General features: G+C 69.9%; 16 protein-coding genes and 1 tRNA gene. 8 read left to right on the forward strand and 9 right to left on the reverse strand.

Features of this window, described 5'->3' with window-relative positions; genetic code table 11:
• Positions 1–2: 2 nt before the first annotated feature.
• The 3 genes from AB0I12_RS31615 to AB0I12_RS31625 are packed head-to-tail and all read right to left on the reverse strand — an operon-like array spanning position 3 to position 3,383.
• A complete protein-coding gene (locus tag AB0I12_RS31615; protein ID WP_359936380.1) occupies positions 3–845 on the reverse strand; it encodes a transglutaminase family protein in 843 nt (280 codons plus the stop codon).
• Entirely contained in the window at positions 842–1,786 is a 945-nt protein-coding gene (locus AB0I12_RS31620; RefSeq protein ID WP_359936382.1) for an alpha-E domain-containing protein, read from the reverse strand. Before AB0I12_RS31620 ends, AB0I12_RS31615 begins: the two co-directional genes overlap by 4 nt.
• A gap of 16 nt (positions 1,787–1,802) precedes the next feature.
• The gene (locus AB0I12_RS31625) at positions 1,803–3,383 is read right to left on the reverse strand and encodes a circularly permuted type 2 ATP-grasp protein (RefSeq protein ID WP_359936384.1); all 1,581 of its coding nucleotides are present in this window, start codon (positions 3,381–3,383) and stop codon (positions 1,803–1,805) included.
• A 101-nt stretch (positions 3,384–3,484) separates the two neighbouring features.
• Here AB0I12_RS31625 and bcp point away from each other — a divergent pair, with 101 nt between their 5' ends.
• The 3 genes from bcp (at position 3,485) to AB0I12_RS31640 (ending at position 6,065) form a co-directional block, all read left to right on the forward strand.
• Complete coding sequence (gene bcp / locus AB0I12_RS31630) at positions 3,485–3,952, forward strand: thioredoxin-dependent thiol peroxidase (RefSeq protein WP_355472747.1); 468 nt, start codon at positions 3,485–3,487, stop codon at positions 3,950–3,952.
• 378 nt (positions 3,953–4,330) lie between these two features.
• Positions 4,331–5,932, forward strand: coding sequence for a substrate-binding domain-containing protein (locus AB0I12_RS31635; RefSeq protein WP_359936386.1), 1,602 nt, complete (start codon positions 4,331–4,333; stop codon positions 5,930–5,932).
• 52 nt (positions 5,933–5,984) lie between these two features.
• Positions 5,985–6,065: transfer RNA gene (locus tag AB0I12_RS31640), tRNA-Leu, on the forward strand.
• On the opposite strand, the gene AB0I12_RS31645 is transcribed toward AB0I12_RS31640, so the two are convergent.
• A complete protein-coding gene (locus AB0I12_RS31645) occupies positions 6,047–7,165 on the reverse strand; it encodes a PEP/pyruvate-binding domain-containing protein (RefSeq protein WP_359936388.1) in 1,119 nt (372 codons plus the stop codon). The genes AB0I12_RS31640 and AB0I12_RS31645 overlap by 19 nt on opposite strands.
• A 73-nt stretch (positions 7,166–7,238) precedes the next feature.
• Here AB0I12_RS31645 and AB0I12_RS31650 point away from each other — a divergent pair, with 73 nt between their 5' ends.
• Both AB0I12_RS31650 and AB0I12_RS31655 read left to right on the forward strand, forming a co-directional pair.
• On the forward strand, positions 7,239–7,610 hold the full coding sequence (locus AB0I12_RS31650) for a hypothetical protein (RefSeq protein ID WP_359936390.1): 372 nt from the start codon (positions 7,239–7,241) through the stop codon (positions 7,608–7,610).
• Positions 7,607–8,179: a transcriptional regulator gene (locus AB0I12_RS31655; protein WP_359936392.1), complete on the forward strand. Its 573-nt coding sequence runs from the start codon at positions 7,607–7,609 to the stop codon at positions 8,177–8,179. The genes AB0I12_RS31650 and AB0I12_RS31655 overlap by 4 nt, the downstream gene beginning before the upstream one ends.
• On the opposite strand, the gene AB0I12_RS31660 is transcribed toward AB0I12_RS31655, so the two are convergent.
• The 4 genes from AB0I12_RS31660 to AB0I12_RS31675 are packed head-to-tail and all read right to left on the reverse strand — an operon-like array spanning position 8,176 to position 10,928.
• Positions 8,176–8,766 carry a hypothetical protein gene (locus AB0I12_RS31660; RefSeq protein ID WP_359936394.1) on the reverse strand — a complete coding sequence of 197 codons (591 nt, stop codon included), beginning with the start codon at positions 8,764–8,766 and terminating at the stop codon, positions 8,176–8,178. The two genes, AB0I12_RS31655 and AB0I12_RS31660, sit on opposite strands and share 4 nt — an antisense overlap.
• Before the next feature lie 2 nt (positions 8,767–8,768).
• Positions 8,769–9,374 (reverse strand): RdgB/HAM1 family non-canonical purine NTP pyrophosphatase, encoded by a 606-nt coding sequence (gene rdgB / locus AB0I12_RS31665; RefSeq protein WP_359936396.1) that lies wholly within the window; start codon positions 9,372–9,374, stop codon positions 8,769–8,771.
• Positions 9,371–10,087 (reverse strand): ribonuclease PH, encoded by a 717-nt coding sequence (gene rph / locus AB0I12_RS31670; protein ID WP_355697798.1) that lies wholly within the window; start codon positions 10,085–10,087, stop codon positions 9,371–9,373. The genes rdgB and rph overlap by 4 nt, the downstream gene beginning before the upstream one ends.
• A gap of 10 nt (positions 10,088–10,097) precedes the next feature.
• On the reverse strand, positions 10,098–10,928 hold the full coding sequence (locus AB0I12_RS31675) for an SGNH/GDSL hydrolase family protein (RefSeq protein ID WP_359936398.1): 831 nt from the start codon (positions 10,926–10,928) through the stop codon (positions 10,098–10,100).
• A 146-nt stretch (positions 10,929–11,074) separates the two neighbouring features.
• On the opposite strand from AB0I12_RS31675, the gene AB0I12_RS31680 reads away from it, so the two are divergent.
• Entirely contained in the window at positions 11,075–12,247 is a 1,173-nt protein-coding gene (locus tag AB0I12_RS31680) for a Gfo/Idh/MocA family oxidoreductase (protein WP_359936400.1), read from the forward strand.
• Positions 12,248–12,415: 168 nt separating this feature from the next.
• A complete protein-coding gene (locus AB0I12_RS31685) occupies positions 12,416–13,240 on the forward strand; it encodes an SAM hydroxide adenosyltransferase (protein ID WP_359936402.1) in 825 nt (274 codons plus the stop codon).
• 3 nt (positions 13,241–13,243) lie between these two features.
• Here the strand turns inward: AB0I12_RS31685 and AB0I12_RS31690 are convergent, their stop codons facing one another.
• Positions 13,244–14,005 (reverse strand): BTAD domain-containing putative transcriptional regulator, encoded by a 762-nt coding sequence (locus AB0I12_RS31690; protein ID WP_359936405.1) that lies wholly within the window; start codon positions 14,003–14,005, stop codon positions 13,244–13,246.
• Between the two features lie 216 nt (positions 14,006–14,221).
• Here AB0I12_RS31690 and AB0I12_RS31695 point away from each other — a divergent pair, with 216 nt between their 5' ends.
• Positions 14,222–15,982 (forward strand): S8 family serine peptidase, encoded by a 1,761-nt coding sequence (locus AB0I12_RS31695; protein WP_359936408.1) that lies wholly within the window; start codon positions 14,222–14,224, stop codon positions 15,980–15,982.
• The last annotated feature ends 25 nt before the right edge of the window (positions 15,983–16,007 follow it).

Consider the following 16,007-nt stretch of genomic DNA (forward strand, 5'->3'; position numbering starts at 1 on the left):
GCTCAGGCTAACCGGGTCATGTCGACGGTCACCTCGATGGCCGTCGCCGCACCACCGGAGTAGATGCCCTTCAGCGGCGACACGTCCGCGTAGTCCCGCCCGGTCGCCACCCAGACGTGCCGGTGCCCGATCGAGATGTCGTTGGTCGGGTCGAAGCCCCACCACTCGCCGGTCCAGGCCTCGATCCACGCATGGCTCTCGCCGACGACCTTCTCGCCCACGGCGGCGTCCGGCTTCGTGTGCAGGTAGCCCGACACATAACGGGCCGGGACACCGACCGCACGCAGCATGGCCAGCGTCAGATGCGCGTAGTCCTGACACACACCCTCACCGGCCTGCCAGGCGTCGACAGCGGACGAGTGCACGCCGGTCGTGCCGCGCTGGTACTTCAGCTTGCCGTGGACCCACTTCGACACCGCAAGGACCGTCTCCTCCGGCGTACGGCCCTTGCGCAGCGAGCGCGCGACGGCGGACAGCTCCCGGTGCTTCGGGACGTAGCGGGTCCACTCGAGGAACTCGGCGTACGCATCCAAGACCTCAGGCGACTTCAGCTGCGCCCAGGTCGCGTCAGCGGTCGGTGCTGCCTGGTCCGTCGTCTCGACGACAGAGGCCGCGACTACCTTCAGTTCGGTGTGCGGGGTCTGCAGGTCGAACGCGTTGACCTCCGTACCCCAGTAGTCCGTGTACTTGTACGCACGGGCCGCCGGGACGGTCTCCAGCCGCGCGACCATGAGGTTCTGCCGGTTGTCGTGCCGCGGGGTCAGCCTGGCCTCGTTGTACGACTGCGTGACCGCGGTCGCGTAGCGGTAGCCCGTCGTATGGACAACGCGCAGACGCCACTTCACAGGTTCACCTCCGCGTTGTTCCACTCGATCCACGGCACCACGTGGAAGTACTGCCGCGACACTGCCTCACCGACCTCGCGGACTGTCGTCTGCAAGGCCTGCAGTCTGCCGGTCAGGTCGTCCAGCAGGTCGGCCGGCCGCAGGAACTCCAGATCGCTGCGCGCCTTGCCCAGCAACCGCGACGCCTCCGCGCCGGCCCCGATCCGGGCCGAGGGTCCGTGGTCGAGGTGGTCGAGACAGGACTCCGCCTGCTGCAGCGCGTGGAACACGGACCGCGGGAACAACCGGTCCAGCAACAGGAACTGCACCACGCGGGACGCGTCGAGTGCACCGCGGTACGTCCTCAAATAGGTGTCGTGTGCGCCTGCGGAACGCAGTACCGTCACCCAGCCGGGTGAGGTGGGCCGGTCGCCGACCCGGGACATCAGCAGCCGGACGATCATGTCGACGCGCTCCACCGACCGCCCGAGGACCAGGAACCGCCAGCCGTCGTCCCGGCTCATCGTGGAGTCGGCCAGCCCGGCGAACATCGCGGCCCGGTCCTCCACGAACGTGAAGAACTCGTGCGGCCCCACCCGGCGCGCGGCGCGCTGCCGCTCGGGGACGGCGTTCCACATCGCGTTGATGCACTGCCACAGCTCGCTCGACACGACCTCCCGCGCGACCCGGGTGTTCTCCCGCGCGCTGGCGATCGAGGACACGATCGACCCGGTCTCCGGCGACATCGCGACCAGCTCGGTCAGGCCCCACACGTCCAGCTCGCTGCCGTCCGGCGGAGTGATCCCGAGGACCGTGAGCAGCCGGCGGCTGGCCGTGTCGGCGTCGACGGTGGCGTCCTCGAGCAACTGATGCACCGAGACGTCCAGGATCCGCGCGGTGTCGTCCGCGCGTTCGACGTACCGGCCGATCCAGTACAGCGACTCGGCGTTGCGTGCGAGCATCGTCAGCACCTCCCCATCACTGTTGTTGCTGCTGTTGGGCGACGTTCAGCTCGGGGCCCTGCTCCGGCGTACTGTCGGGCTTCACCGTGGGGGTTCCGAGCCCCGGACCGCGCAGTTCGGCGTCCTCGCCGGAGGCGCGGGGCGCCAGCACCCAGGTGTCCTTGGACCCGCCGCCCTGTGACGAGTTGACGACCAGGCTGCCTTCCGGAATCGCCACCCTGGTCAACCCGCCCGGCAGAACGAACACGTCCTCGCCGTCGTTGACCGCGAACGGCCGCAGATCGACATGGCGCGGCTGGAGCCGCTCACCGACCTTCGTCGGCACGGTCGACAGCTGTACGACGGGCTGCGCGATCCAGCCGCGCGGATTGGCCCGGATGCGGCGCCGCTGTGCCTGCAGCTCCTTCGGCGACGCGTCCGGCCCGAAGACGATGCCGTACCCGCCAGAGCCCTCCACCGGCTTCGTGACCAGCTCGTCGAGGCGGTCCAGTACTTCTGTCTGCTCCGCCGGCAGCCAGCACCGGTAGGTGTCGACGTTCGGCAGCAGCGGCGTCTCACCGAGGTAGTACTTCAGGATCTCCGGCAGGTACGTATAGATCAGCTTGTCGTCGCCGACACCGTTGCCGATCGCATTGGCGATCACCACGTTGCCCGCGCGCGCCGCGTTCACCAGACCGGCGACACCGAGGACGGAGTCCGGCTCGAACTGCACGGGGTCCAGGAAGTCGTCGTCGATCCGCCGGTAGATCACGTCGACCCGCTGCTCACCCTCGGTGGTCCGCAGGTAGATGACGTTGTTGCGGGCGAACAGGTCCCGCCCCTCGACCAGTTCGACGCCCATCTGGCGGGCCAGCAGCGAGTGCTCGAAGTACGCCGAGTTGTAGACGCCCGGTGTCAGCACGACGACGTTCGGATCGGTGGCGCTCGCCGGAGCGGCAGCCCGCAGCGCCCGGAGCAGGTGGACGGCGTAGTCACCGACCGCGCGGACCCGGTGCTTCGCGAAGAGGTCCGGGAACACCCGCGCCATCGTCCGGCGGTTCTCCATCACGTACGAGACCCCGGACGGGCTGCGCAGGTTGTCCTCGAGCACCCGGAAGTCACCTTGCTCGTCACGCACCACGTCGATTCCCGCGACATGGATACGGACACCGTTCGGCGGCGCGATGCCGGCCGCCTGCCGGTGGAAGTGCTCGCACGAGGTGATCAGCCGGCGCGGCAGTACGCCGTCCGCGACGATCTGCTGGTCCCCGTAGATGTCGGCGAGGAACGCCTCCAGCGCGCGGACCCGCTGCACGACGCCACGCTCCAGCCGGGCCCATTCCGACGCCGTGATCACCCGCGGCACCAGGTCCAGCGGGAACGGCCGCTCCTCGCCCGACAGGCTGAACGTGATCCCCTGGTCCACCAGCGCCCGGTCGAGCGCCTCCGACCGCGTGGTCAGGTCGGCGGGCTGCAACGGCTGCAACGAGTCGTGCAGCCGCTTGTACGCCGTCCGTACGCCGTCGACCGGATCGAACATCTCGTCGTACGCCCCCGCATGCGGGCGACGCGGATCCAGATAGCCGTCGAACAACTGGCGGGACGGTAAGCGGCTCATCTGCGCATCCTCACCCACCCAGCCGCTGCTCGCACCTCCAACGGACAGCAGTTTTCGCGCACGTAACATTGCGCGCAGGAGACCAACCCGTGGAGGACCTGATGTCCGATCGTCTGTCCGTCGGCGACACCGCACCCGACTTCACCCTGCCCGATGCCGACGGCAACGACGTGGCGCTGGCCGGTCTGCGCGGCAAGAACGTGATCGTCTACTTCTACCCGGCCGCGATGACGCCGGGCTGCACCAAGCAGGCCTGCGACTTCCGCGACTCGCTCGACTCGCTGCAGGCCGCCGGGTACGCCGTCCTCGGCATCTCCCCCGACAAGCCGGCCAAGCTGGCGAAGTTCCGCGACCGCGACGGCGTGACGTTCCCGCTGCTCAGCGACCCGGACAAGGAAGTGCTGACCGCGTACGGCGCGTTCGGCGAGAAGACCATGTACGGGAAGAAGGTGACCGGCGTGATCCGGTCCACGTTCGTCGTCGACCCGGACGGGAAGATCGCGGTCGCGCAGTACAACGTGAAGGCGACCGGCCACGTCGCCAAGCTCCGCCGCGACCTGGGCCTGTGAACAGGGCTGTGATCTGAGGTGTGAAAAGGCACCTGGTTGTACCGGCCGGCGGAGGGAAACCTTCGACCGTTTCATGACGACGGTCCATGGAACGGTCGTTTGAGCAAAGTCCCGCTGTGATTTGGGTCACACGAAAGTCTCAGCGCACCGCAGCCGAGTCGATACGCAGGGTGAGTTTTTAAGCGTTCCTGTGAAAGAGCCGTACTCCGGGGACGGTTCCGGTTCAGCGACGGGTGTGTCACGACCGTCGCCGGTCTTCGCGGTGACGTAAGGAAACCGGGTAATCTGCGCGCGCAGTCAGCCTCTGGGAGGGAGGAACCTGCCGCGATGGGAAAACATTCCTCTGCGGTGACGCGTAGTAACAACAACCGTCGCTCGGTGTACATCACCGCTGTCGGACTACTGGTGCTTTCACTCGGCGCCGTCTTCGTGGTCCGCTCCTTCGGGTCCGAATCGGGCGCCGACGGGTTCCTCGGTTCCGGTAAGGCCTGCGCCGACCCGACGCAGATCCAGCTGTCCACCACACCCGAGATGCAGGCGCCGCTCGAGGCGGCCGCCAAGGCGGTCGCGGCCAAGGGCGGCAAGGACGGTGCCCCGTGCCTGCAGATCACCATCAGCGCGGCGCCGTCGGCCCAGGTCGCACGGGACGTCGCGCACGGCAGCGACAACCGGCCCGACCTGTGGGTGCCGGACTCCTCGCTGTGGGTCGCCCAGGCCGACGACGGCCAGAGCGTCCCGAACGTCGCGGTCGCCTCGATCGCCACGTCGCCGATGGTCATCGTCGGCCGGCGGGACAACTTCGGCGACACGTCGTCGTGGCTGCGCATCCTGGGCGCGAGCGAGCCGGCCCTGCTCGACCCGCTGAACTCTTCCCCCGGCGCGCTGACGCTGCTGGCGGTGCAGATGGAGCGGCAGAAGACGTCCGCGTCCGACAGCCAGGTCTCGCAACTCGTCGTACCGCTCGCGCAGCACCTCGGGTCGATGGCCAAGCCCTACTCCGACGTGAACGCGCTGTTCGGCCGCGCCGACCAGGACGGGAGCAAGACCGTCGTCCCGGCGACCGAGCAGAGCTTCCTGAAGTACCAGGAGTCGCACCCGGACACCCAACTGCGCGCGATCCAGCCGGGCACGGGCACGCTGTACCTGGACTACCCGATCGTGGTCACCGCGAAGTCCGACACCGACGCGGCGAACGGGGCCGCGCAGGCGCTGGCCGGCGAGCTGCTGACCGACAGCGCCGGACAGGCCCGTGACCAGGCCGGCTTCCGGGACACCACGTTCAGCCCGCTGAGCGGCGGCCGCGGCGTCGGGGACATGACCCAGCTGACCAAGCCGACCAGCGACGCGATCAACACCACGCTGCAGAACTGGACCCGGCTGTCGCTGTCCACGCACTCGCTGGCCGTCATCGACGTCTCTGGCTCGATGGCCGAGAAGGTCGGCGGCAAGACCCGCATGCAGCTCACGATCGAGGCGGCGATCGGCGGCCTGAACCTGTTCCCGGACAGCGCTCAGCTCGGCCTGTGGACGTTCTCCACCAAGATCGGCAAGCTCGGCGCCGACTACAAGCCGTTGGTGCCGATCGCGCCGCTGTCGAAGGTGCAGCGCGGCAAGATCACCGCCCAGCTGAAGATCCAGGGCCCGATCCCGAACGGCGGCACCGGGCTGTACGACACCGCGATCGCCGCGGTCACGCAGGTCCGGCAGGAGTACAAGTCGAACGCGGTCAACACGGTCCTGCTGTTCACCGACGGCAAGAACGACGACCCCGGCAGCCCGACCCTCGCCCAGGCCGTGCAGGCCCTCCGCAGCCTGCAGGACCCGGCCCGCCCGGTCCGCATCATCGCCCTGGGCATGGGCCCCGAGGCGAACGCCGACGAACTCAGCGCCCTCGCCGGAGCCACCGGCGGCGCGGCGTACGTCGCCCGCAACCCCGGCGACCTGAAGAGCGTCTTCATCGACGCCCTGCAAAGCCGCTGACAGACCGCGCCTCCCCTAGGATGTCCACCTAGGGGAGGCGACCCTCCCCCCAGCCAGAGTGGTGGAACGGCAGACACACCGGCTTTAGGTGCCGGCGCCTCCGGGCGTGCGGGTTCAACTCCCGCCTCTGGCACAACCCGTCAACTGTACGGCGCCCTTGGCGCCGTTGACGGTGACTGTGGCGCCGTTGGGGATTGTTGTGGTGGCTGCTTCGACGGCGAGGACTGCGGGGATGTGTTTCTCGCGGGCGACTATGGCGGCGTGGGAGAGGGTGCCGCCGGTTTCGGTGACTACGCCTGCGGCGATGGACAGGAGTGGGGTCCAGGCGGGGTCGGTGTGGGGGCAGATGAGGATGTCGCCGGGGCGGACGGTGGGGAAGTCGGCTGGGCCGCGGACGACTCTTGCGGGGCCGGTTGCGGTGCCGTGGCTGCCGGGGATGCCGGTCAGGGGTGCGGGGTGTGCGGTGGTGGGGGTCGGGGGTTCGGCTGTGATGGGCCGCGCTTGCAGGAGCCACGGGACGCCGTCTACGAGAGCCCACTCGATGTCTTGCGGAGCGCCCAGCACGGCGGCGACTGTGCGGGCCAGGTCAGCCAACTGGAAGGCGGTCGCGTCGGAGAGGGTCGCCGTACGGCGTTGGGCGGGCGGGACGCGGCGTACGACGAGGCCTGGGCCGTTGCGGTCGAGGGACGTGCGTTTGTCGGCGATCCTGCGGGTCACGGAGCCGTCGGCGACCACATAGGAGTCGGGCGTAACCCGGCCCTCGACGAGGCTGGGGCCTAGTCCCCACGAGGACTCGATGAGCGTGGAGCCGTCCGCCCGCGTGAACATCACGCCGGCCACGTCCGCGTCCACATGACGCTGGACGATGACCGCCATCGCCGGAGCCTCGGCCCCGTCGCGGTACGCCGTCGCGCGCGCCGACCACACCGACGCAAGGCACGCCCGTACGGCGTCCAGCACCGCAGCAACCCCTTGTACGCCGAGGAAGCTGTCGTGCTGCCCCGCCGCCGACGCGAGCGCGCCGTCCTCGTTTGCAGCCGACGACCGCACCGCGACCGGCGGATCCCCGGCGCTCTCGAGCCAGTCCGCCACCGGCGGCACCAGGTCACCCGCCGGACCGAACGGGATGACGATGCCGTCCGGGACCGGGAGGTCCTGCCGGAGAAGCATGCCGAGCGTGGCGGCTTTGGCGCCGCAACGGTCGACGGTCGCGGCGGCCAGCGGCACCAGCATCCCGAATCTCCTGTCAACGAAACGTTGACAACGGAATGTTGACAACGTTCTGTTGATGATCCACTGTGGACGGATGCGACGCAAGCACGACGCCGACCAGGAACAGGCCGACCGTCAGCGCGAGGCCCGGGAGCAACTGCTCGAGGAGGGCGCCAAGGACCTGCCGTCACGCCCGTGGCGCCCGGCGCCGATCCCGTTGTCCGCGGTGGATCTCACCCAGTTCGCCGCCTGGCGCGCCGCCGAGCTGAGCGACGACGACCTGCTGGCCGCCCTCGCGTTGCTGCCGGCCGCCCGGGCCGAGGTCGACGAGGTCGAAGCCGGCCTGCTGTTCATGGCCCGGAGCTCGGGGCTGACCTGGGCGGACATGGCCGACGCGATGGGGTTCAGTTCGCCGCAGGCCTGTCAGCAGCGGTTCAACCGGCTGACCGCGCGGCAGGAGCCATGATGCACCTGGTCCTGCACGCCGTCCGTCTGCTGGGCTTCGCGGATGCCGATGCGATCGCTCGACGTTTCAACCAGGACGATGTCGAGGAATCCCTGAAGGATGCGGAAGCGCGCGGCTGGGCGACGTACAGCTCCTTCGCGGGTACGTCGGGCTGGTCGCTCACCGAAGCGGGACGCGCCGAGAACGAGCGGCTCCTCAAGGCCGAGCTCACCGACGTCGACGCCGTACGGAAGGTGTACGCCGACTTCCTGCCGCTCAACGGCCTCCTCCAACAGGCCTGCACCGACTGGCAACTCCGCCCGACCCCGACCGACCCGCTCGCCGCGAACGACCACACCGACGCCGAATGGGACGCCGGTGTCCTGCACGAGCTCACGGTGATCGACGGAGCGCTCACCACAATCGCCGAGCGGCTCACCGAAGTCCTGCCACGGTTCGAGGGCTACGACAGACGCTTCTCGGCCGCACTCGCCCGCAAAGACGTCGACCGTAGCGACACAGACTCCTGCCACCGCGTCTGGTTCGAGCTGCACGAAGACCTGCTCGCGACCCTCAACCTGCGCCGCTAGTTGCCCTCAGCATCCAAGTACGCCGCACCACGGGGCGAGAGCCGGTACCCGACCTCGAGACTGTAGGTCAGCCCAAGGTTCTTCAGCTTGCGTACGTCGAGCTTGAACGGCGCCGTCTCGCGGCCCACAGCAGCCGCGAGGTCGGCGGCCCGGGTAGCAGGCCGGGTCTGGATGAGCCGAAGGGTCTCGAGAGTCCAGGCCCCGTGGTGACCGACCGAGTCGAACTGGGCCAGGCGCCCCCGCAGGTCCTCCAGGTCTTCCGCCGACAGCGAGGTCTGGGCGGCCAGTTCCTCGCGCGGATCCGGCCCCTCGACGAGGTGGAAGCGGATCAGGAACGTCGGCAGCGACTCGTCGCCACGCAACCGGCGCCGGACGTCGCGTGCGTTCTGGCGATCGGCCAGCTCCAGGTCGGCGTCACCGTCCGCGATCAGGTCCGGATTCACCTGGCGGATGCTGTCGATCTCGATCCGCCCGGCGTTCGTCCGGTAGATCCGCCCCTCGACGACCCGCGGCTCGGCCCACCGCCGGTACGCCACGGTGATCCGCCCGTCGGCGACGCCGTCCTTGTCCGATCCCGCGAACAACATCGCTAGCTCCCCAACGCCTTCGCCACGATCGGGGCCAGTTCGCGCAGGGCCTTGCCGCGGTGGCTGATCGTGTCCTTCTCCTCGATCGACAGCTCGGCCGTGGTGCGGTCGTACCCCTCGGCCTGGAACAGCACGTCGTACCCGAAACCGCCCGTTCCGCGCAACGACCGGATCACCGAGCCGCGCATCTCGCCGAGCACGAGCTCGTCCGGGCCGTCGGGCCGGACGAACGCGACCGCCGCCACGAACGACGCGCCGCGCCGCTCGTCCGGCACGTCCTCGAGCTGCCCGAGCAGCAGCAGGTTGTTCGCGTGGTTGTCCTTCGCCGGCCCGGACCACCGCGCGGACAGGACGCCGGGCATGCCGTTCAGCGCGTCGACGCAGATCCCGCTGTCGTCGGCGATCGACGGCAGACCGGTCGCGGCGAGCGCGGCGTGCGCCTTCAGCAACGCGTTGCCCTCGAAGGTCGGCTCGGTCTCGGCGGGCTCGTCGTACGGCGGGACGTCGCCGAGCCCGAGCACCTCGATGCCCGGCACGATCGGGGTCAGAATCCGGCGCAGTTCCTCGAGCTTCTTCTTGTTGTTCGACGCGAGCAGCACCCGGGTCACGCGAGGGCCTCCTGCTGGATCTTGGCGAGCTCCGCGCAGCCGGCGACGCCGAGCTCCAGCAAGCTGTCCAGCTCGGCGCGGTCGAACGGCGCGCCCTCCGCCGTGCCCTGCACCTCGATGAACTTGCCGTCGCCGGTGATCACCAGGTTCATGTCGGTCTCGGCCCGGACGTCCTCCTCGTAGCAGAGATCCAGCATCGGCGTCCCGTCGATGATCCCGACCGAGACCGCGGACACCGTGCCGGTCAGCGGCTCGCTCTTCAGCAGCTTCCGCTCACGCAGCCAGGAGACCGCGTCGGCCAGTGCGACGTACGCCCCGGTGATGGCCGCGGTCCGGGTGCCGCCGTCGGCCTGCAGGACGTCGCAGTCGAGCAGGATCGTGTTCTCGCCGAGCGCCTTGTAGTCGATCACGGCCCGCAGCGACCGGCCGATCAGCCGGGAGATCTCGTGGGTGCGGCCACCGATCCGGCCCTTCACCGACTCGCGGTCCGAGCGGGTGTTCGTGGATCGCGGGAGCATCGCGTACTCCGCGCTCACCCAGCCGAGGCCGGAGCCCTTGCGCCAGCGCGGCACGCCCTCGGTCACACTCGCCGCACACAGCACCCGGGTGCGCCCGAACTCGACCAGCACCGAGCCCTCGGCGTGGTCGAGCCAGTTCCGGGTCACCTGCACCGGGCGGAGCTGGTCAGCATTACGTCCATCGATACGGGCCATGCAGCAGACCCTATGCCTCCAGTCGCCGGACCTCCGCATCGAGCGGACCCGACCGAACCTGGCTGATCGCCATCCGCGCGGCCCAGGGCAGCAGGTCGTGAGCGCGGCGGCCGACCCAGGGCACGCCCTCCCGCGCGAGCCAGACCGCATCCGCCCACCGGCTCGGCGGCCGGTACGCGCAGTCCAGGTCCGGTGGCACGTCGATCGGCACGCCCCGCGCCGCCAGTTCGTCGGCGAACGCGCGGGCCAGCGTCCGGTGCCCGCGTTCGCCCGGATGCAGCCGGTCGATGCTCCAGAAGTCCCGCCGGTACACCTCGGGGTAGTCGGCCATGTCCAGCCGGATGCCGCCGTACCGCGCGTGCAGGTCGTCGAACGCGACGTTGACCTGCTCGATCCGCTGCCACAGCGGCCGTCGCAGCCAGCGCGGCAGGCCGAACACCTTGCCGTGGTCGTGGAACCGGACGGTCAGCAGCAACGCCCCGCGGGCCGTCAGCTGCTCCGCGCACTCGTACAGGTCGTGGCGGATCCGGCCCGCGTCGAACGTGGACCGCAGGGTGTCGTTGACGCCGACGATCAGCGAGGCGAGGTCGATCGGGCCGTCGCCGATCGAGGGCAGTTGCTCGGTCGCGACGACCGGCACCGTGGCGCCGCTGGTCGCGAAGTTGGAGAACGTCACACGGTGGGTGCCGGCCAGGGAGTCGGCGAGCAGCGCGGCCCAGCCGCGCCACCCCTCCCCCGGCCGCGCACCGGCACCGGACAGGTCCGTCGTACTGCTGCCGTTCAGCGGGTCCCCGACCCCTACTGTGGTCGAGTCCCCCAGTGCCACGTAGTGGAGGCTCACATTCCGCCATGGTGACGGCACGGAGCGAGACCTCGATGTGCGCTGGATGACGGGCAGCCCAATTCCAGCTGGAGGATCGGTGATTGCTAGCCAGAATTGCTCGGAGTTAGGCTGTTGCAAACAACTACGTGCAGGAGTTGCCTGGTATGACTGATCTTCGGTTTGGCGTCGTGGGTCTCGGCGCCCGCAGCCGCATCGCGCAGTACGCGCACCGTCCCGGCGAGGGGTCCGAGGTCGTGGCCGTGGCCGACCCGTCCGCACCGCAGCGGGACGCGGCGCTCGAGCTGTACCCGGAGGCGAGCGGGCACGCCGACCACACCGAACTGCTCGACGCCAAGCTCGACGGCGTCTTCCTGACCACGCCCGACGACCTGCACGAGGGTCCGGCGATCGACTTCCTCGAGGCGGGCGTCTCGGTGTTCGTCGAGAAGCCGCTGGCGATCACCACCGAGGGCTGCGACCGGGTCCTGCGCGCGGCGTACGAGTCCGGCGCCCGGCTGTACGTCGGCCACAACATGCGTCACATGCCCGTCGTCCTGACGATGCGTCAGCTGATCCAGGACGGCGCGATCGGCGACGTGAAGGCGATCTGGTGCCGGCACTTCGTCGGCCACGGCGGCGACTTCTACTTCAAGGACTGGCACGCGGACCGCCGCCGCACGACCGGACTGCTGCTGCAGAAGGGCGCCCACGACATCGACGTGATGCACTGGCTGGCCGGCGGCTACACGACCCGGGTGAACGCGATGGGCGCGCTCACGCTGTACGGCGGGATCACCGACCGGCAGGACCGGACCGGCCAGCGGTTCAAGGACTTCGTGTCCAGCGACAACTGGCCGCCGCTGGAGCAGAAGGGCCTGGCGCCGGTGATGGACGTCGAGGACATCTCGATGGCGAACCTGCTGCTCGACAACGGCGTCTTCCTGACCTACGAGCAGTGCCACTACACGCCGGACTACTGGCGCAACTACACCGTGATCGGCACCCACGGCCGGCTGGAGAACTTCGGCGACGGGCCGGGCGGCGTGGTGAAGGTGTGGAACAGCCGCCGCTCCGGGTACCGCGAGGACGCCGACCAGGTCGTCGAGATCGGCGGCGACAACGAGAACCACGGCGGCGCCGACCCGCACCTGGTCGCGGAGTTCGTGAACTTCGTCCGCAACGGCGGCGCCACCCTCACGTCCCCGATCGCCGCCCGCGCCGCGGTCGCGGCCGGCTACGCCGCCACCGAGTCGCTGCGCGCGAACGGCGTACCGCAGGACATCCCGGCGCTCGACCCGGCCCTGGTCGCGTATTTCGACAACGGGCAGGCCAGGTGAGGGTGCTACGCTCGTGGACGTGACCAGGTACGCCGCGATGCGAATGCTGAGCCCTCGATGCGGGAGGACTTCAGCGGCGTAGGCACGTGTGCTTGCAGCGAGAGGCCCCCGATGTCGGGGGCCTCTTTCGTTTCCACGACCCGCTGCACACCACAGGAGCCTTTCGTCATGTCCCCGATCACCTACATCACCGACTGTTTCGACGGCAACGCCCGCGCCAGACTCAGCACCCGGATCGGCGCCCTGTTCGGCCAGTCGCCGACGATCGTCGCCGCCGACGGACCCGATCCGGAGTCGTTCGCCGCGCTCACCCTGCTCGACTGCCTGATCGCCACGACGGCACTGGGCGAGGACGGGCATCCGACCATCACGCTGCTGAACATCGCGCCCCGCGACGGCGTCTGGCCGAACGGCGTGCCGTTCTGCTTCTTCCACGTCGGCATGCACCTGGTCGCGAGCACCTTCAACCCTCGCGTGCTCTCGCTGGTACGGCGTGAGCTCGGCATCGACCACGTCCACGTCACCGACATCCGCGAGGCCGTCACGGCAGCCGGCTTCGGCGCGGACGACGTCGACAAGATCGCCGGCACGCAGTTCCGCAGCCTGTGGTACCTGCCGCTGCTGGCGAAATGGGTCGCCGACGGCCGCCCGGTCCCGGCGACCGAGACCGCCGTACCCGAACTCGCCGACGACGAGCCGACCGTGACCGTGGTCGACAACTTCGGCAACTGCAAGCTGGACCGCCGGCTCGACCTGGTCCCCGGCGACACCCTTTCCGTTGCCCGACGCAACGACGACGGCAGCACCGGGTACGTCGACGTGACCTGCTACCCGCACCTCACCGCCGTACCCCGCAACACCCCGGGCATCGTCCCCGGCAGCTCCGGCACCGGATTCACCGAACTCGTCATCCGCGGCGGATCGGCAGCCGAGCACTTCGGCCTGCGACCGGGCGACGCCTTGCTGGAAACAGTCCGTGCGCAGGTGGCGTGAGCATCAGGAGATCCGGAGCCGGACCAGCTCGCGGTGCTGCGAAGGATGCTGGGACGGGTGGACGACGAGCTCGGTCAGCGATGCGTCCGGTTCGGCACCCAGCTCGCGCTGCAGCAGACTGCGGTACCTCATGTAGGCGCGAGCCGCTTCGGCGAGGTTGTGCTCGGCCAGGTGGCACTCGATCAGGGCGCGCTGCGCAGTCTCACGGAGCGGGTCGGCGCAGACGATGAGCAGGGCGACGTCAAGGGCCTCGGCGTACCGGTCCCGGGCGAGCAGCCGGCGGCTCTGCGCCTCGAACGCGTGCAGCAGGCGCTGCCGGATCCGCTCGCGCTCGAACAGGACCCAGTCGTCGGACAGCCCCGGCAGCAGCTCGAGCGCGTTCACGTCCCGCGGCGCCGCAGCCAGGTCCTCGGGGACTTCGCGGTGGCCGATCAGGCGGGTTGCCCAGTCGTCCACGACGTCGAGGTCGACGACGACGTTCTGCGCGACGGCGAGGGCGTGCCGCCGGGTCTCGACGAACCGCACGCCGTAGCCGTTGAGCCGCCACAACGCCGACCGCAGGTTCGCCGCGGCACGGTCGTCGTCGCAGTCCGGCCATAACGCCCCGGCCGCGTGCCTCCGGCTGACGGCGCCCTGATGGACCGCGACGAACGCGCACAGCCGCTTGCTCGTGTCCGGGATGCGGAGCGGGCGAGCTCCGAGCGAGGTCTCCGGGCCGCTGAAGAGACGCAGAACCGGCGGGCTTCCACGCACCACACGGCTCACGAGCCAACTCACGAAATCCGGCGACATGATCGCCCTCCCCGGCCATCGGCTCCCCCCCGAAGCCCCTGATTCCTTTGATAGCACGGTCCGCACACCGCGTCATCGCCCCTGCCGGGTGCTCCGGAAATGAACAAGCGTTGGACCTTGTGCGAGTGACGCCGTGGTGACGCTGCGCTGGCAGCGTCCGCAGCGCCGGCTCACGCAAGGGAGGGCGTCATGGCCGAACGAAGGACTCGGACGACGAAGGAGAAAGCAGGCGGCGGGGGCAACCGCGGAAGTCGTACCGGCGGCAACAGCGGCAGCAACAGCGGCAGCAACGGGTCCGGCACTCCGTCTGCGTCCCTGCGGCCGGAGCGGGAACTCATCGTGGTGGCGGAGCCGTCTGCCAGGTTGCGGGCTGCGCCGTACGCCGTCGCGTCACTGGCCGGTGCGGACACCTCACAGTTGTCGGCGGTACTGACCGCCGAGGAGATCACCCTCGAGCCGGTGTTCGGGCCCGACGAGGAGACGATCCGGGCGCGCGGCGCCGCGGCACCCGCGGCAGGTACGCCGGGGCTCGCGGAGTTCTACCGGGTACGCGCCGGCGACGACCGGCTGGACGCGCTGGCCGAGCGGCTCGCGGCCGCGGACCACGTGTCCGCCGCGTACGTGAAGCCGGCGGCGGAACCGGCCTCGGTCGAGGCTCCGCCCCGTCCCGAGGTACTGCAGCCACCCGCGGCGACGCCGGACTTCACCCCGCTGCAGGGGTACCTCGGCCCGGCGCCGGGCGGTGTCGACGCGCAGTGGGCGGCCACTCAGGCCGGCGGCCGCGGCGCCACCATCCGGATCATCGACGTCGAGGGCGAGTGGCTGTTCACCCACGAGGATCTCCTCCTCAATGCCGGCGGCGTGCTGACCGGGAACCCGCCCGGGGACCCCGACTGGCGTAACCACGGCACCGCGGTGATCGGCGAGATAGGTGCCGATGACAACGGTATCGGCGTGCTCGGGATCGCCCCCGACGCCGTCGTCCGCGGCGCGTCGATCTTCGGCAACACCGGATCGGCTACCTGCATCCAGCAGGCGGCCGACGCGCTCGGCCCCGGCGACATCATCCTGCTCGAGCTGCACCGGCCAGGCCCGCGGTTCAACTTCGCACCGCGCGGGGACCAGCGCGGGTACATCGCGATCGAGTGGTGGCCCGACGACCTCGCCGCCGTACGCTACGCGGTCGGCAAGGGCGTCATCGTCGTCGGCGCCGCCGGGAACGGCGCGGAGAACCTCGACGACCCCCTGTACGACACCCCGGCGGCCGGATTCCCGGCGACCTGGCAGAACCCGTTCAACCCCGCCAACCCGTCCTCCGGCGCGGTGATCGTCGGAGCCGGCGCGCCGCCCTCGGGCACCTTCGGCCCCGACCGGTCACGGCTCGACTTCTCCAACTACGGCGCCCGGGTGGACGCCCAGGGCTGGGGCCGCGAAGTGGTGACCACCGGGTACGGCGACCTGCAGGACGGGGCGGACGAGAACCGCTGGTACACCAAGCGGTTCAGCGGTACGTCGTCCGCGTCGCCGATCGTGGTCGGCTCACTGGCCGCGATCCAAGGCATGCAGGCGGCCGCCGGCCGGGCGAAGCTGACGCCGGCGCAGGCACAGAACCTGCTGCGCACCACGGGGTCGCCGCAGCAGGACGGGCTCAACGGACCGGCCACTGAGCGGATCGGCACCCGTCCGGATCTGCGCCAGGCAATGGCGGCGCTCGTACCGGTGGTGACGGAGACCGGTATCGCCAGCCAGTACTGGGACGAGCTGACACCGTATCCGGCCGGTAGCGCACGCAGCCTGTGGTTCTTCGTCAACTCGGCCTGGCGGCATCTGGACGACCCGAACGTGGTCATCCAGGACATGGTCCAGCGGGCGTTCCTCGGCTCCGGCTCGGCCGTCCAGGTCTGGCACCAGGGGGACGTCGTCGTCGGCCTGGTCGTCTCCGGCTCTTGATCTGCTGAATTCGGTACATACTTTG

The organism is Kribbella sp. NPDC050459 (assembly GCF_040655315.1).
In the GTDB taxonomy this organism is placed as follows: Bacteria; Actinomycetota; Actinomycetes; order Propionibacteriales; family Kribbellaceae; genus Kribbella.

What these genes read in the sequence shown, in the direction of transcription:
- AB0I12_RS31620 (WP_359936382.1), bottom strand. Translation starts at nt 1,786, where the DNA reads ATGCTCGCACGCAACGCCGAGTCGCTGTACTGGATCGGCCGGTACGTC.
- AB0I12_RS31625 (WP_359936384.1), bottom strand. Translation starts at nt 3,383, where the DNA reads ATGAGCCGCTTACCGTCCCGCCAGTTGTTCGACGGCTATCTGGATCCG.
- bcp (WP_355472747.1), top strand. Translation starts at nt 3,485, where the DNA reads ATGTCCGATCGTCTGTCCGTCGGCGACACCGCACCCGACTTCACCCTG.
- AB0I12_RS31645 (WP_359936388.1), bottom strand. Translation starts at nt 7,165, where the DNA reads ATGCTGGTGCCGCTGGCCGCCGCGACCGTCGACCGTTGCGGCGCCAAA.
- AB0I12_RS31650 (WP_359936390.1), top strand. Translation starts at nt 7,239, where the DNA reads ATGCGACGCAAGCACGACGCCGACCAGGAACAGGCCGACCGTCAGCGC.
- AB0I12_RS31655 (WP_359936392.1), top strand. Translation starts at nt 7,607, where the DNA reads ATGATGCACCTGGTCCTGCACGCCGTCCGTCTGCTGGGCTTCGCGGAT.
- AB0I12_RS31660 (WP_359936394.1), bottom strand. Translation starts at nt 8,766, where the DNA reads ATGTTGTTCGCGGGATCGGACAAGGACGGCGTCGCCGACGGGCGGATC.
- rph (WP_355697798.1), bottom strand. Translation starts at nt 10,087, where the DNA reads ATGGCCCGTATCGATGGACGTAATGCTGACCAGCTCCGCCCGGTGCAG.
- AB0I12_RS31680 (WP_359936400.1), top strand. Translation starts at nt 11,075, where the DNA reads ATGACTGATCTTCGGTTTGGCGTCGTGGGTCTCGGCGCCCGCAGCCGC.
- AB0I12_RS31685 (WP_359936402.1), top strand. Translation starts at nt 12,416, where the DNA reads ATGTCCCCGATCACCTACATCACCGACTGTTTCGACGGCAACGCCCGC.
- AB0I12_RS31695 (WP_359936408.1), top strand. Translation starts at nt 14,222, where the DNA reads ATGGCCGAACGAAGGACTCGGACGACGAAGGAGAAAGCAGGCGGCGGG.